Raw genomic sequence first — 15,632 nt, forward strand, 5'->3', positions numbered from 1 at the left:
GTACGGTGGACTCCGGTGGTGGGTGGTCTCGTTCGGCTCGAGTCGTGAGTTGGGCAGATTTGTAGCCGTGTCGGCGTAAATCCCACAGGACTGTGTGTGGCGTGGCGGCACCCCGCTGGGCCCGCAACGGTAACCTCTCCTGGAGTGACCGGAATCGACCGGCTGGATGAGGAGACGCAGTGAGTCAGCAGCGGCGGGGATTGGGCAAGGGACTCGGGGCGCTCATCCCGACCGGACCCATCGTTGACGGCCCGGGTGCGGCGCCCGCTCCCTCGAACGGTTCCACGGTCGAGGCAGGCCCGAAGCCGATCGCTGGAGCGTATTTCAAAGAGGTCGCGCTGACCGCGATCGTGCCCAACCCTCGTCAGCCGCGTGAGGTGTTCGACGACGAGCGCCTCCAGGAGCTCGCCGACTCCATCCGCGAGGTCGGCCTTCTGCAGCCGATCGTGGTGCGCTCCGTGGGTGGCGGCCAGTACGAGCTGATCATGGGGGAGCGGCGTTGGCGGGCGTGCCAGCAGGTCGGTCTTGACCCGGTCCCGGCGATCGTCCGGAACACCCAGGACACCGACCTCCTCCGGGACGCGCTCATCGAGAACCTCCAGCGCGAGCAGCTGAACGCTCTGGAAGAGGCGGCCGCCTACCAGCAGTTGCTGGACGATTTCCAGGCGACCCACGAGCAGCTGGCCAGCAAGGTGGGGCGCTCTCGATCGCACATCACCAACACGCTGCGGTTGCTCAACCTCCCGCCCGAGGTTCAGCTCCGCGTGGCCGCCGGCACCATCAGTGCCGGGCACGCTCGCGCTCTGCTCGGCCTGAGCAATGCGGAGGAGCAGGTTGAGCTGGCCAAGCGCATCGTGGCGGAGCTGCTGTCCGTGAGGGCGGTGGAGGAGATCGTCGCCATGGGCAGTGCGAAGGCCGCTCAGAAGGCGCCGCGGGAGCGGCCGGCGCCCAAGCCTACGGCTCCTGGCCTGACCCATCTGGCGGACCGACTCTCCGATCACTTCGAGACGAAGGTCAAGGTCGACCTGGGGCGGCGTAAGGGGCGGATCGTGGTGGAGTTCGCGACGATCGACGACCTTGAGCGCATCATCGGGACGATGGCGCCTGAGGCGGCACGGGCGATACGGGAGCGCGAGGACTGACCTTGCCAGTTTCACGTGAAACCACTCGCCGTTTCACGTGAAACCGCATCGCTTCCTCCGGCCTTCTCTTCTCTTCGGCTCTCTCCTCTTCTCTGTGCGCCGGTGTCCCGTCTTGCTTCGTCTTGCAGGTGTGTCCGCAGGGTTGCGCCGTGGGTGCTGTGGGCGGGGCAAGCGTGATAGCCGGTCAGGCTGCCGCCTTGAGGTCTCGCCAACTCGCTCCAGCTCGCCGGACGCTCTGCTTCTAGCTCCGCGGGCTCGCCGGACTCTCCGCCTTGCGGCTTCCGGGCCTTGCGGCTTCCGGGCTTCCGGCCCTCCGGGCTCCCTGGCCTCCCGGCTCTCTGGGCTCCCCGGTTCTCCGGCCTCCCGGCCCACCGAGTTCCCCGGCTTGCCCGCCCTGGCCTTTCGGCTCCTCGGTTCGGTCGGCTCTCCGGGCTGGCCGGCTCCCCGGATTGTGTCTAGCTCGGTCAGTGTCATGTGATGGCGCCGGATCGCGGCGACCGTCGGATAGCGGGCGAACCCGGCTAGGAACAGTGCCAGCGTCGCCGTCTGCGCGAAGGCCGAGTCCTACCACGCGGGAGGCGGCGTACTGAGAGTCCTTCGCCTGGACGGGCGCGGGCCCCGGAACCTCCGTGACTGGAGCGTGAGCCGAGATCGCCTTCGCCGGCCACCCAGCCGCCCGGTGGCTCCGGTTACCTCGGAGCGGCGTGGCTGTGGTCGCCCTGGAGGTGTTGTTTGGTCTTGGACGCTAGGGGCCGCTGTTGAGCCTCGGTCGCTTCGCGGGCCGGGGCGTGGGCGGTTGGGCCCTCCACGCCCGCGCCCCACGGCCCGGGCCCCACGGCCCGCGCCCCACGTCCCGCGCATCCGCTCATGGATGGGTGAGTGGGTGTGTTTCACGTGAAACCCCTGCGGGACTCCGACGGGGGAGCGTGGTGGGAGGCCGTGTTTCACGTGAAACGGCGTCGGCGGTTAGAGGGCGGCTGCCTTGTGGAGGGCGGCTAGGAAGTCGTCCACGTGTTCTTCGGTGGTGTCGAAGGCGGTCATCCAGCGGACTGTGCCTGCGGTCTCGTCCCAGTAATGGAAGAGGTAGTTCTGCAGGAGGGCCTGAGAGGTGGCGTGCGGGAGGGTGGCGAAGACGGCGTTGGATTCCACGGGGTGGGTGAGGGTGACGCCGGGGATGTCCGCGAGGCCGTTCGCCAGGCGGAGGGCCATCTGGTTGGCGTGGGAGGCATTGCGGCGCCACAGATCGTCGGTCAGGAGAGCGGAGAGCTGGGCTGAGACGAAGCGCATCTTGGAGGCCAACTGCAGTGACTGGCGACGGAGGTAGGGGACTGCGTCCGTCAGGGACGGGTCCAGGACGACCACCGCTTCGGCGGCCATGGCGCCGTTCTTGGTGCCGCCGAAGCTGAAGACGTCCACGCCGACGTCCGTGGTGATGGCCTTCAGGGAGCAGTTCAGGTGGGCGGCGGCGTTGGCGAGGCGGGCACCGTCCACGTGGAGGCGTAGGCCGGAGGCGTGAGCCGTTTCGGCCAGGGCGGCGATCTCGGTGGGGGAGTAGCAGGTGCCCAGCTCGGTCACCTGGGAGATGGAGACGACCGTCGGTTGGGGCTCGTGGTGCTGGCCGATGAGGTGGAGGTGGGCCTTGATGTCGTCCGGGTGGAGCTTGCCCTGGGGGGTGGGGATCGTTCGCAGCTTCACGCCCAGGAGGCGTTCCGTGGCGCCCGTTTCGTGGGTGGCGATGTGGGCGGTGTCGGCGCAGAGGATGGCGTCGTAGCGTCCGAGCATGAGGGCCAGGCCGACCATGTTGGCGCCGGCTCCGTTGAGTACGGCGAAGCCTTCCGCCGCGGGGCCGAACGTTTCCTTGATTTTGTGCTCGAAGGTTGAGGTCCAGGTGTCGTCGCCGTAGGCGGGGGCGTCTCCCTGGTTGGCGGCGGTCATGGCGTTGAGGATGTCGGGGTGCACGCCTGCGTGGTTGTCGCTGGCGAAGCTCTTCGGGTGGGCGGGATTGATCGGCACACCGTAAGGCTATGCAAGGCGCTGATGCTGAGGCCGGGAGGGGCGGGGGTGCTGGGGATGGTTCTCGCCGTTGCCTCGTGGCCGGCCGCGACCAGGCGGTCGTAGCGGGCACCGTGCTCCTGCTGTCGTTGGTGGTGGTGGTGCCTCCCGGCGGCATGCGCCGATGCTTCAAACGCTGGCCGTCGTCGGGAGCTCTGGGGCGGTGCGGCTGGGACCGGTCGCCTGTGCGGTACGGCAGCGGATGGTGCGCGGGGGCAAGGGGGGGCCGGTGGGCGAATCCATGGCTGCTCTTCATGGGGTAGCGGTCGCAGTCAGTCGCGATATCGAGAAAAGGCAGGGACGCCGCGTCGGAGAGGAAGGCGGCCGGTGGGGGAGAGGAAGTGCGGTGACGTCGGAGGCATGCGGTTCCGGCACTCGGGGGGATGGAACAGCACCACGCGGAGCAGGAGAGCGCTCGTTGCCTGGCGGACGACGAGAGCTGTCGTGGGGGATAACGGGAGGCGCAGCACCAGGGACGAGAGAGTAGTAGCTGCCGCAGGGCGGAGGCGAGAGCGGTCGGCTTCTGACGGATAAGGCGGCTGTCGTGCCGCGGACGACGGGCCGCGCCCGCGGCACGACAAGAGGGCAGCAGCCGCGCGGCGGCGAAGAACAGCAGCCGCGCGATGGCGGAGAACAATCACCGCGCGGCGGCGGAGAACAGCAGCCGCGCGGCGGCGGAGAACAGCACCGCGGTAGCGAAGAACAGCACCGCGGTAGCGAAGAACGGCCTCCGCGTGGTGGAGCGGACGCGCAGGGGGAGAAGTGGGCGAGGAGAGGGGTTAGAGGCGGGGGCGGTGGGCGGCGTTTTGGAGGAGGGTGCGGCAGAGGTCGCCGAGGTCGCGCCCCGCTGCCTCCGCCGCCATCGGCAGCAGCGACGTCTCCGTCATCCCCGGCGCCACGTTCACCTCAAGGAAGTGCGGGTCGTCGGACGCGTCCACGATCAGGTCGGTACGGGAGATGTCCCGCAGCCCCAACGCCGTGTGCGCCGTCACGGCCATCCGGGCGCAGGCTTCGGCGGCGGCCGCGGAGAGGCGGGCGGGGGCGAAGAACTCGGTGTGCCCGGCGGTGTAACGGGCGGCGTAGTCGTAGACGCCGGCGTCGGGGACGATCTCCACAGCGGGCAGCGCCACGGGCCCCTCACCGAGGTCGACGACCGAGACCGACACCTCGACGCCCTCGACGTACCGCTCGATGAGGGCGGTGTCGCCGTAGGCGAAGCAGCCGACCATGGCGGCGGGCAGCTCGTCGGCCGTACGGACGATGGACGCGCCGAGCGCCGAGCCGCCGCGGGCGGGCTTGACGAACAGGGGGAGGCCGAGCCGGTCGATGATGCGGCCGAGCACGACGGTGGCGCCGAGGTCGTGGAAGGTCTCCCTGGGGAGGGTGACGGACTCGGGGGTGCGCAGGCCGACCGAGCGTACGACGGCCTTGGCGGTGGGCTTGTCGAAGGCCACGCGGCAGGCGTCGGGACCGGCGCCGACGTAGGGCACGTCGAGGAGTTCGAGCACGGATCGGATCGCGCCGTCCTCGCCCGCGCCGCCGTGGAGGGTGACGAACACCGCCTCGGGCGGGTCGGCCAGGATGGCGGGCACGAGGGAGGCGTCGGTGTCGCGGGCCTCCACGTCGATGCCCGTGGCGCGCAGCACCTCGCTCACCCGGCGGCCGGAGCGCAGGGACACCTCCCGCTCATAGGAGAGGCCCCCGGCCAGCACGAGCACGTGGCCCAGATCGCTCATCACATCTCCTCCGCTGATCGTACGCGTCCAACCGTACCGGCGGCTGGCGGCGAATGGTGTAGGTGAGGCCCGCACACGAGTACGGCCGGCGTCCCCGTCCCCGGGGGAGCGCCGGCCGTACCGAGGAAAGCTAGGCCAGTTCGGGCCCCGGCGTGTCAACGCCGGCCCGCTCGGGACCGGAGCCGGTGCCGAACATGTCCCGGAGCTGCATCTCCTGCTCGATCACCCCGGACAGGCGCCGGACGCCTTCGCGGATGCGATCGGGCTCGGGGAAGCAGTAGGACAGTCGCATGTGCCGGGCGCCGCTGCCGTCGGAGAAGAACCCGGTGCCGGGCACGAACGCCACCCGCTCGGCCACGGCCCGCGGCAGGATCGCCTTGGAGTCGAGCCCTTCGGGCAGGGTCGCCCAGACGAAGAAGCCGCCGGCCGGCCGGGTCCAGGTGACCTCGGGCGGCATGAGGGCCTCCAGGGAGTCCAGCATGGAGTCGCGCCGCTCGCGGTAGAGCTCCTTGAAGGACTTGATCTGCTCCCGCCACGGCTGCGTGGCCAGGTATTGGCCCACGGCGAGCTGCGTGAACACCGAGTGCGACAGCACGGCCGACTCCATGGCCAGGATCAGCTTGTCGCGGATGGCGTGCGGCGCGAGCGCCCAGCCGACGCGGAAGCCGGGGGCGAGCGTCTTGGAGAACGACCCCAGGTAGACCACGCCGTCGGGGTTGTCGGCGCGCAGGGCGCGCATGGGCTCGCCGTCGAAGCCGAGCAGCCCGTACGGGTTGTCCTCGATGATGAGGATTCCGGCACGCTGGCAGATGTCGAGCACCTGCTGCCGCCTGGCCAGGTTGAGCGTGACGCCGGCCGGGTTCTGGAAGGTCGGGATCGTGTAGAGGAACTTGACGGGAGCTCCGGCGGTCTCCAGCGCGTAGATGGTCTGGGCCAGCGATTCGGGCACGATGCCCTGATCGTCCATGGCGATGTGGACCACTTTGGCCTGGTAGGCGGAGAACGTCCCGAGGGCCCCGACGTACGAGGGGCCTTCGGCGAGCACGACGTCGCCCGGGTCGATGAAGATCCGGGTGATCAGGTCGAGCGCCTGCTGTGAACCGACGGTGACGACGACGTCGTTCGCCCCGGCCTCGATCCCCTCCAGCCGCATGACCTCGCAGATCTGCTCGCGCAGGTGCGGGTCACCCTGGCCGGAACCGTACTGCAGCGCGACCGTGCCGCGCGTGGTGACCAGGTCGGAGACCAGCTGGCCGACCATGTCGAGGGGGAGCGCCGTGACGTACGGCATGCCGCCGGCGAGCGAGACCACCTCGGGTCTCGACGCGACGGCGAAGAGAGCTCGGATCTCGGAGGCGACCATCCCGGTAGCTCGCGCGGCATACCGGTCGACGTAGGCGTCGATGCGCGACCCTTGGGTCGCGGGTGTCTGACCGTGATCCAGCTCTTCCGTCACGGCCCACCTCCTAGGTGTCATATCGGACCGAAATACCAGATTACGCCAGTCGGACATGTCCTTCGTGACCGGGCTCGACCGTCGTGGTATCCGCTGGCTCCATCTTCACTGAGCTACCATGCCACCAACGGACGCGGTTTTCGCGCGCTTTTCTGGGTCGACGATAGGGGCCGTAGTTGTCGCGCCGGCTGGTCAACATAACCCTGGACAATCTCGAAGATCTGCCTCGCCGCTGCCGGCGGTGCGTGTTCTGGGAGCTCGATCCCGTCAGCGGCGAGCGTGCCATCCATTCCGGCGACTCCGGGCTGGAGAAGGAGGCCTGGATCTCGGGCACGCTGCTGGAATGGGGGAGCTGCGGGAAAATCGTCTATGTCGACGGGGTTCCGGCCGGGTTCGTCCTCTACAGCCCGCCGCTCTACAGCCCGCGTTCGCTGGCCTTCCCCACCTCGCCGGTGAGCGCCGACGCCGTGCTGCTGATGACGGCCCACATCATCCCCGAGTTCTCGGGCGGCGGGCTGGGCCGGATGCTGATCCAGGGCGTGGCGAAGGATCTGACCCGGCGCGGGGTGAAGGCCATCGAGGCGTTCGGCGACCTCAAGTGGGAAGAGCCTAGTTGTGTGGTTCCTGCTGAATACTTGCTTTCTGTGGGTTTTAAGACGGTTCGACCGCATTTGCGATTTCCGCGCCTGCGTTTGGAGCTGAAGAGCGCCATCTCGTGGCGTGAGGACGTCGAGGTGGCCCTCGAACGCCTTCTGGGGTCCATGAGCCCGGAGCGCGCCCTTCGTCCCGTCTGACGGCTCTTGGGGGCCGAAGAAGGGCATACGAAAGCCCCCCGCGGGCATCGCCGCAGGGGGCTCTCACATGAGGGCGACTAGATGATGCCGTCGAGCTCGCGCAGCAGCATGGCCTTCGGCTTGGCGCCGATGATCTGCTTCACGACCTCGCCCCCCTTGTAGACGTTCATCGTGGGGATCTGGAGCACGCCGTACTGGCGGGGAACCTCGGGGTTCTCGTCGATGTTCAGCTTGACGATCTCGAGCTTGTCGCCGTGCTCGTTCGCGATCTCCTGCAGGATGGGCGCGACCTGACGGCACGGGCCGCACCACTCGGCCCAGAAGTCGACCAGCACGGGCTTGTCGCTCTTGAGGACCTCGGTCTCGAACGTGGCGTCGGTAACTGCCTTCACGGTGCGCTCCTTACTTCTCGTTGTTGGCCAGCCAGCGCTCGGAGTCGAGCGAGGCGGCACAGCCGGTGCCGGCCGCGGTGATGGCCTGGCGGTAGGTGTGGTCGACGACGTCGCCGGCCGCGAACACACCGTCGATGTTGGTGGCGGTCGAGGGCGAGGCGACCTTGACGTACCCGTCCTCGTCGAGTTCGACCTGGCCCTTGACCAGGTCGGTGCGCGGGTCGTGACCGATGGCCAGGAACAGCGCGTCGGTGGCCAGCTCGCACTCCTCGCCGGTCTTGACGTTGCGCAGCTTGACCGCCTCGACCTTGGTGTCGCCGAGCACGTCGACGACCTCGGAGTCCCAGACGAACCGGATCTTCTCGTTGGCGAACGCGCGCTCCTGCATGATCTTGCTGGCGCGCAGCTCGTCACGGCGGTGGACGACCGTCACCATGCGCCCGAACCGGGTCAGGAACGTCGCCTCCTCCATGGCGGTGTCGCCGCCGCCCACGACCACGATGTCCTTGTTGCGGAAGAAGAAGCCGTCGCAGGTGGCGCACCAGGACACGCCGTGGCCGGACAGGCGCTTCTCGTTCTCCAGGCCGAGCTCGCGGTAGCCCGAGCCCATGGCCAGGATCACCGACTTGGCGTAGTAGGTGTCGGTGTGGGTCTTGACGACCTTGGGGTTGGCCTCCAGGTCGACCTCGACCACGTCGTCGGCCACCAGCTCGGCGCCGAAGCGCTCGGCCTGCTTGCGCAGGTTGTCCATCAGGTCGGGGCCCATGATGCCGTCGGGGAAACCGGGGAAGTTCTCCACGTCGGTGGTGTTCATGAGCGCACCGCCCGCCGTCACGGAGCCCTCGAAGACCAGCGGCTTGAGTTCGGCGCGCGCGGAGTAGACGGCCGCGGTGTAGCCCGCAGGGCCCGACCCAATGATGATCACGTTACGAACGTCGCTCAACGCTCCCACGCCTTCCTCGTCTGCTGTTTGCTTCGGGCTCAACAGATCCTAGGCCGCGCTGATTCCCGGCCCTGCCCGCGAAACGAAAGAGCCCGCCGAAGCGGGCTCTGACGTGGGCTTTCGATTACCAGCGGCCCAATGTGGGCTTGCGCAGGTTCTTGCAGTTGAACGGGTCGACGATGTCGATGCGCAGCTTCTTGGCGGCCTGGTCCTTCCAGGAGGCCACGATCAGCGCCTCCTGGCCGTTGTACTGGCCCTGGTCGACCGCGAACGTCTTCAGCTTCGAACGGGCCGCCACCTTGCCGACGCATCGGTCGACCCTGGCGGTGTCCGTGGGGCCTTCGAGGGCCGGCGCGGCGCCGAAGTACCCGAGCAGCGGCTGGCGCAGCTCCCGGTCGCTGTAGTTGTAGTTGCTGTCGGTCAGCGCGTAGGCCCTGGCCCGCTGGTGGGGCTTCGACGGTGTCACCGGCTGCGCCACCGTGGGCCCGGACGAACCGCCCGGCCCGCTCCCGCCGGCCAGCAACCCGCCGGAGACCGCCAGCGTGCCGACCACCACCGCGGCCGCCGCCGACGCCGCCACGGCGGGCATGGCCCACCTGCGCCGCCGTGCCGACCTGGTCCGGGCCGGGACGATCGTGCCGTCGTCGGAGACCACGCCGAGACGTACCGGCTCGGGCGTCTCCGCCGCCGGCTGCTCCCACGGGGAGTCCCGCATGAGCCTGTCCCAGTCAGGTGCCTCCACGAGGTCGACGCCCCCTCGGCGGGACTCCGCCTCGGCGGCCAGCGCCTTGTCGATGCGCAGTGCGACGCCCATCGGCATGGCCGGTGTTGGGGTCGCCGCGAGCACCTCGCGAACCGCCGCCAGGTCTGCCAGCAGCTCCCCACAGGGGTCGCAGACCGCGAGATGCTCGCGGACCCGGCGTGCCGTCGCGGCGTCCAAGAGACCCTCTGCCAGCTCGGCTAGGACCTCAAGATCGTAGTGCGTATCACCCGTCACGAAGTTCTGCTCCCTTCGCGGATGAGACGCGATTGAGGTCCGAACGGTTCCGCAGATGCGAAAGAATTGGGGCAAGTTTCGCGCGACCCCTCGCGCATCTGCTCTTCACGGTGCCGCTGGGCACCTGAAGCACCTGAGCTGCGTCTTCGACGGAATACCCCATCATGTCCACGAGCACGAGAGCCGCCCGCTGGTCGGCGGGCAGCAGTTTCAGAGCGGCCGAAACCTCCATCGAGACCTCGCGCTCGACGGTCTGGTCGGGGAGCGGGCTGTCCCGCTCGGCGGCCTCGATCAGTTCGTCGTCGGCCACCGGACGGACGGACTTGCGCCGCATCCGGTCGAGGCAGGCGTTGACGACGATGCGGTGGAGCCAGGTGGTGACGGCCGCCTCGCCTCGGAACGAGGCGGCCTTGCGATATGCGGAGACGAACGCGTCCTGAACGGCGTCCGCCGCCTCGTCAGGGTCACCGAGAGTACGCAGCGCCACCGCCCACATGCGGTCACGGTGCCTTTTGACGATCTCGCTGAACGCGTGTGGATCCCCGTTGATGTGCGCGGTGAGCAGCTCGGCGTCTGTGATCGCCGGCCGCTCCGCTGGTGAGGGTGTCTCGGGTGGGGAGTTCACAAGAGAGATTCCTGATTTATGCCGATCCGGGAGAATGCACCACTACTTCATAGATGGTGCCACGAAACTGGCCCGCATCTGCCGGAACGCGCGTAAACCAGATCAAAACGTACCGACCGCTTGCTGAGTCCTCGGGGGTCAGGGTGGTCTTGCCCGAGGCGCTCTTCTGGGTCGCCACGGTCTTGAGCGAGCCGAGCTCGGGGGAGTCGCCGACCTTGAGCTCGACGCTCGCGCCGTCGGCCTTGCCCAGCGTAGCCACCACGTCGCTGATCTGCATGGACTTGCCCATGTCGAGCAGCAGGCCGACGCCCTTCTTGAGGTTTCCCAGCTCGGCGTTGCCGTAGCTCTGGGTCGTCCAGGCCGTGCTGGGCTTGCCGTCGATGGCCAGCTCGGCGATGTCGGACTTCTCGTCGCCGTCGTCGCCGAGCGGGTCGAAGCCCTTGGCCTTGTCGGCCTTGACGGCCTGGACCGAGGCCGAGGCGGAGGACTTGCCGGTGGTCGGGCTGACCGACGCCTCCGGGGTGGCGGGGCTGCCGAGGCTGCGGCCGATCGTCCAGGCGCCGACGCCCACGGCGGCGATGACGAGCAGCACCACCAGCGTCATCAGCACCCGGTTGAGCACGCTGCCGCCGCCCTGGCTGGGCGGCCGGCGCGGCACGGGCGGCGGGGGCGGCATCGTGCGCTGCTGCCGGTGGGCGATGTCGAGGCCCTCGGTGTGGGAGGCGGAGGCGACCGCCGGCGTCGAGGGGTAGGAGATGGCGATCGGCATGGGCCGGGCCACGTCGGCCAGCGCCTCGGCGACCTCCGACGGGCTCGACAGCGCGCCCTGCCCCTTGCGCGACTCGGGAAGGCAGGCGCGGACGGTGACGGTGTCCAGATAGTTCGGGACGCCGGCGGTGACCTGCCGCGGCGAGCAGAAGTGCCCGTCGATCATGGGAGCGGCGGGCAGGCCGCCCTCCTCCTCGTCACCGGGCCAGTGGCCGGTCAGGCCGGCGTAGAGCAGCCTGCCCAGCCCCTCGGCGTCGTCGAGGGCGGGCTGGTCGGTGGTGAGCCCGGACAGCGCGGCGTCGACGGCCACGCCGAGCACCTTGACCGTGTTGCCCGTCGTCCAGATCAGGTGGGACGGGCGCAGGCACAGGTGGTAGAGCTTGGCCTCGTGAGCGTGCGCCAGCGCCTCGGCGGCCTCGGCCACCAGGCCGGCCGCGCGTTCCGGCTCCAGCGGGCCGGCGGCGAGCAGGTCGGTCAGCGACTCGCCGGTGACCCACTCGCTGACCACGTAGGAGTGCTTGTCGTCCTCGGCCGCGTCGAACACCTGCGTCAGGCGCGGGTCGGTGAGCCGGCTCGCCGCACGGGCGGCGGTGACGACCTCGTGCACGCGCGGGAAGTCGGGGCCAAACGTGTGCACCGCCACCGGGCGGGCGAGGATCTCGTCGATCGCCTTCCACAGGGTCGCGCCGTCGGACTCGCTGACGCGGTCCTCCAGCCGGAAGCGCTCGGCCAGTCGGGTGCCGGGTTCCACGGCCGACGTGCTCACAGGCTCTCTCCGCTAGGCCGATCGGGCGTGCTCATGACTCGACTCACCTGCGTGGTGGTGTCCCACGTAGGCACGCTATGCCGGGTGGATCCGCCCACGCCCCTCCTGCTTCCATTCGCGCGTGTCGGGCACCATGGTAGTGCCGAGTCGATTCCCCCCGCGTTCTTTGCCAACGGGAAACTCGTCAGCCGTCGTGGTCAAGTCCGTCCATATGCCGGATTTCCCAATTACTACCGACCTACGCGTCTGGCGACCATACCAACGAGTGAGTTGACCTCCGCTATGCGCATCCTGTGGGCGACGGCGAGATAGAGCAACAGTCCCAGCCCACCACCCACGGCCAGGACAATCAGCGAGTTGACGAAACCCAGACCACCGAACAGCTGAGTGACCACCCAGACGGTGAGCAGCCCCAGCAGGGCAGTGGGCAGCGACGCCAGGTACATCCTGGTCAGCGCCGTGCCGATGGTCCAGCCGCCCAGGCCCTGGACGCGGCGGCTGGCCAGCGTCCAGGCCAGGACCGCGCCCAGCCCGTACGCGACGGCGTACGCCAGCGCCAGGCCCATCACCGCGTAACGGGCGGGCAGCAGCACGAAGAAGATCACCATGAGCAGCGCGTTGACCGCGGTCGTGCCGGCCCCCACGAACACCGGCGTACGGGTGTCGCCGAAGCTGTAGAACACCCGCAGCAGGAGCTGGAACACCGCGAACGGCACCAGCGCCAGGCCGTAGACCTGCAGCACGTTCCCGATGTAGACGGCGTCGGCGACGCTGTTGGCCCCGTGGCCGTAGATCGGCACGGTGACCGCCGGGCCGAGCACCATCAGCAGCAGCGAGACCGGCACCATGAGCGAGCAGATCAGCCGCACGCTCGACCCGAACTCGCTGCGCACGTCGTCGAGCCGGCCCTCGCCCACCGCCCGGCTCATCCGGGGCAGCATCGCCGTGATCACCGACACCCCGATGATCCCGTACGGCAGCTGGAAGAGCTGGAACGCCAGCGTGTACGGGCTGATGCCGTGGCCGGCCACCTCGTTGCCCGCCGAGCTGGCCAGGTTGGTCGTCAGCATGAACCCGAGCTGGGTGACCACCACGTAGCCGATGGTCCAGACCCCGGCCCTGCCCATCTCGCCCAGCCGGGCGTTGCGCACGTCGAAGCGCGGGGTGAACGAGAACCCCACCCGCTTCAGCGCGACGATCAGCACCACCGCCTGGGCGACGATGCCCGCCGTGGTGCCGAGACCGAGCAGCGCGAGGTCGCCGGTGGTGACCGCCTCGATGTCGGACCCGCTGCCGACCACGGCGTAGGCCACGAACACGCAGATGACGACCAGGTTGTTGAGCACCGGCGCCCACATCGGAGCGCCGTAGCGGTCGCGGGTGTTCAGGATGGCGCCGGCGACCGCGCCGATGCCGAAGAAGGCGAGCTGCGGCAGGATGAACCGGGCCAGCATGACCCCGGTCTCGAACTTGATGCTGCCGCGGTCCCAGTCGGTGTAGAGGTCGATGAGCAGCGGCGCGCCCAGCACGGCCAGCGCGGCCACCACGACCAGCACGGCGGTGGCCAGCGTCAGCAGGCGCTGCTCGTAGGCCCGGCCGCCGTCGGCGTCGTGCTGCTGCGCCCGGACGATCATCGGCACCACGACGCTGCTCAGCACGCCGAGCAGCAGCAGGTCGAGGATGCTGTACGGGATCGCGTAGGCCGCGTTGTAGGAGTCGCCCAGCGCCGCGGTGCCGATGGCGTAGGCCAGCACCATCGTGCGGGCGAACCCGGTGACCCTGGACACCATCGTGCCCGCCGCCATGATGGCGCTGGCCCGCAGCATGCGGCTCATACGGTCTCACTCTCCCGGGATCTGCCCGCTCGCGCGAGCCGTCGCTCCGACCGGCGGCGCAGGATCCGCGTCACGACGGCGGCGAGCATCACCGTCAGCGCGGCGCCCACGATGACCAGGGCGATGCCGGTGTAGCCGGTGGTGCGGATGGTCAGTCGCTCCGGCTTGCCGTAGGGCAGGCCGTCGATCGTGCGCAGTTGCACGGTGACGGTGGCGTCGCCGCTGGTGGTGGCGGTCATCTTCACCTGCAGCGTGCCGCTCTGGTTGCCGCCGATCACCAGCGGCTCCTCCGACACGGGCTCCTCGATCTGCAGCCGCCCGCGGTCGTTGGACCTGACGTCGATGTGCAGGGTGACGGGCTGGTCCAGCGAGTTCTTCACGCTGATGGGCACCACGCCGTTGCTGCCGGCGAGCGTGCGCGGCGCGTCGGTGATCTGGATCTTGTCGATGCGCTCGTCCACGGCCGTGCCGACGAGCTTGGTCACCGCGCGGCCGGCTCGGGTGTTGTTGCGCCAGGCCGACGAGGTGAGCCTGAGCACCGCGGCGTCGAAGGCCGAGGGCGCCTTGGTCCCGGCGACCGAGGCGGTGACGGAGGCGGTGAGCTGCGCCTGCGTGGCCACCTCCTTGACGGGGGCCAGGTACTTGGCGCTCAGCTCCTCCTTGCGGTCCTGCTCGGTGTAGGTGAGCCCGGCCCGTGGCGTGGCCGCCTTGCTCGGCTTGATCGAGTCGAGGGTGGTCATCGAGAGCCACGGCAGCTTGCGCGCGGTCTTCAGCAGGCTGGTGACCAGCGTCGGGTTGGGGTCCCAGCGGCGCGACGGCGCGACGACCAGCGACCGCGGCTCGACCTGCCCGGTCTCGGCGGCGATCATCGCGGTCTCGGCGATGAAGCGCTGCGTGCTGAGCAGGACCGTCGTGGGCGCGGTCGGCTCGAACAGCCGGCTCAGCTCGGCGTCGGCGACCAGCGCCTTGACCGGCCCGGCGACGCTGTCGAGGGTGGCGACGGCGTCGGGCGTGTGGGCGACGGGCGGCTGCGGCGGCAGGTTGGTGGAGTTGAGCAGGACGGTGGTGACCTTGCCGGGGCTGACCGCGAGCAGGTCGAGCGCGTCGGCGTCGAGCACGCCCGCGGGCGGCCAGTTGATCGAGGTCTGCGCGTTGCGGTTGAGCAGCGCCCTGGCGGTCTGGCCGCCGAGCTCGATCGCCCGGCCGGGCTGCGCGTCGAGCCCCTGATGGGCCAGCGCCGCCACGTCGGGGTCGCCGTAGGGGGTGGCGATGACGGGGGAGTCGGCCAGCGCCGTGCTCATGGTGGACAGCCAGGTGCCGGCGGTGTCGTTGGCCGGCTTGCCGTCGGTGGCGTCCTTCGTCTTGACGTGGTAGCCCTTGGTCATCGCCTTCAGGTCGTCGAGCAGCGACGGCTCGACGAACCAGGTGACCTCCTTGGGCGCCGTCTGCGCGATGCGGGCCAGGTCGGCCAGGCGGCCCTTGCCGCTGAGCGACTGGCTCAGCTTGTCGTCGACGAACAACGTCTCGTCGTAGCCCCGGTGGGGCTGGTCGATGACGGGCAGGGCGACGGCCAGCTTGTTGCGCGGCAGCTTCGGCGTGGTGGGCGGGGCATAGGTGAGGAACGTGCGCTGCGCCGAGATCGGCACTTCGTTCTGGGAGACGTCGACGGCGATCCGGTAGACGCCGAACGCGCGGTAGCCGAGCTGGATCGGGGTCGCCGTGAACGTCCAGGTGGCCTGCCCGCCGACGGCCAGGGCCGGGATGTCCATGGCCGAGGTGCGGGAGACGTTCGCGGGCAGCGTGGCGTTGTTCTGGTCGATCTGGTACGCCGCCATGGAGGCGCGGTCGTAGAAACGTTCGCTCGTGTAGCGCAGGCGTACACGGAGGGGGCCGAGCGCGGTTCCGGTGTCGTTGCGGACCGTGCCGGTGAACTTGATCTCGTCGGTCGGGCTGCTCGTCACCTGCGGCGTGATCGAGGTGATGGAGACCGAGAGCGACTCGCGCGCCGCCTCCACCGTGGCAGCAGAGTTCGGCGCCGCCGCCACCATGGGGGCGAGCGACGCGACGGACATCACGGCGAGCAGCGCGACCTTACGGATCACACGCATGCCAGAGCTGGGGTACGA

Annotated in this window: 12 protein-coding genes; 2 read left to right on the plus strand and 10 right to left on the minus strand. The window is 69.5% G+C overall.

Going from position 1 to position 15,632, the window contains the following annotated elements:
- Positions 1 to 179 precede the first annotated feature (179 nt).
- Complete coding sequence (locus AB0J76_RS04410; protein WP_352322965.1) at positions 180 to 1,142, plus strand: ParB/RepB/Spo0J family partition protein; 963 nt, start codon at positions 180 to 182, stop codon at positions 1,140 to 1,142.
- Positions 1,143 to 2,108: 966 nt separating this feature from the next.
- On the opposite strand, the gene AB0J76_RS04415 is transcribed toward AB0J76_RS04410, so the two are convergent.
- The 3 genes from AB0J76_RS04415 to AB0J76_RS04425 form a co-directional block, all read right to left on the minus strand.
- On the minus strand, positions 2,109 to 3,155 hold the full coding sequence (locus AB0J76_RS04415) for an aminotransferase class V-fold PLP-dependent enzyme (protein WP_352322964.1): 1,047 nt from the start codon (positions 3,153 to 3,155) through the stop codon (positions 2,109 to 2,111).
- Positions 3,156 to 3,973: 818 nt separating this feature from the next.
- Positions 3,974 to 4,930: a D-alanine--D-alanine ligase gene (locus AB0J76_RS04420; protein WP_352322963.1), complete on the minus strand. Its 957-nt coding sequence runs from the start codon at positions 4,928 to 4,930 to the stop codon at positions 3,974 to 3,976.
- A gap of 130 nt (positions 4,931 to 5,060) precedes the next feature.
- Positions 5,061 to 6,293, minus strand: coding sequence for a PLP-dependent aminotransferase family protein (locus tag AB0J76_RS04425; RefSeq protein ID WP_352322971.1), 1,233 nt, complete (start codon positions 6,291 to 6,293; stop codon positions 5,061 to 5,063).
- 269 nt (positions 6,294 to 6,562) lie between these two features.
- Here AB0J76_RS04425 and AB0J76_RS04430 point away from each other — a divergent pair, with 269 nt between their 5' ends.
- On the plus strand, positions 6,563 to 7,180 hold the full coding sequence (locus tag AB0J76_RS04430; protein WP_352322962.1) for a GNAT family N-acetyltransferase: 618 nt from the start codon (positions 6,563 to 6,565) through the stop codon (positions 7,178 to 7,180).
- A 77-nt stretch (positions 7,181 to 7,257) separates the two neighbouring features.
- Here the strand turns inward: AB0J76_RS04430 and trxA are convergent, their stop codons facing one another.
- The 7 genes from trxA to AB0J76_RS04465 form a co-directional block, all read right to left on the minus strand.
- Positions 7,258 to 7,572 (minus strand): thioredoxin, encoded by a 315-nt coding sequence (gene trxA, locus AB0J76_RS04435; RefSeq protein ID WP_352322961.1) that lies wholly within the window; start codon positions 7,570 to 7,572, stop codon positions 7,258 to 7,260.
- A gap of 10 nt (positions 7,573 to 7,582) precedes the next feature.
- Positions 7,583 to 8,515 carry a thioredoxin-disulfide reductase gene (gene trxB, locus AB0J76_RS04440; protein WP_352322960.1) on the minus strand — a complete coding sequence of 311 codons (933 nt, stop codon included), beginning with the start codon at positions 8,513 to 8,515 and terminating at the stop codon, positions 7,583 to 7,585.
- Positions 8,516 to 8,639: 124 nt separating this feature from the next.
- Positions 8,640 to 9,512, minus strand: a complete 873-nt coding sequence (locus AB0J76_RS04445) for a zf-HC2 domain-containing protein (RefSeq protein WP_352322959.1) — start codon at positions 9,510 to 9,512, stop codon at positions 8,640 to 8,642.
- Positions 9,502 to 10,137, minus strand: a complete 636-nt coding sequence (gene sigM, locus AB0J76_RS04450) for an RNA polymerase sigma factor SigM (RefSeq protein ID WP_352322958.1) — start codon at positions 10,135 to 10,137, stop codon at positions 9,502 to 9,504. The genes AB0J76_RS04445 and sigM overlap by 11 nt, the downstream gene beginning before the upstream one ends.
- A gap of 16 nt (positions 10,138 to 10,153) precedes the next feature.
- Complete coding sequence (locus tag AB0J76_RS04455; RefSeq protein WP_352322957.1) at positions 10,154 to 11,671, minus strand: protein kinase family protein; 1,518 nt, start codon at positions 11,669 to 11,671, stop codon at positions 10,154 to 10,156.
- A 230-nt stretch (positions 11,672 to 11,901) separates the two neighbouring features.
- A complete protein-coding gene (murJ, locus tag AB0J76_RS04460) occupies positions 11,902 to 13,506 on the minus strand; it encodes a murein biosynthesis integral membrane protein MurJ (RefSeq protein WP_352322956.1) in 1,605 nt (534 codons plus the stop codon).
- Positions 13,503 to 15,614 carry a DUF6049 family protein gene (locus tag AB0J76_RS04465; RefSeq protein ID WP_352322955.1) on the minus strand — a complete coding sequence of 704 codons (2,112 nt, stop codon included), beginning with the start codon at positions 15,612 to 15,614 and terminating at the stop codon, positions 13,503 to 13,505. The genes murJ and AB0J76_RS04465 overlap by 4 nt, the downstream gene beginning before the upstream one ends.
- Positions 15,615 to 15,632 lie beyond the last annotated feature (18 nt).

This window comes from Nonomuraea sp. NPDC049624, from assembly GCF_040675255.1.
Lineage (GTDB): Bacteria > Actinomycetota > Actinomycetes > Streptosporangiales > Streptosporangiaceae > Nonomuraea.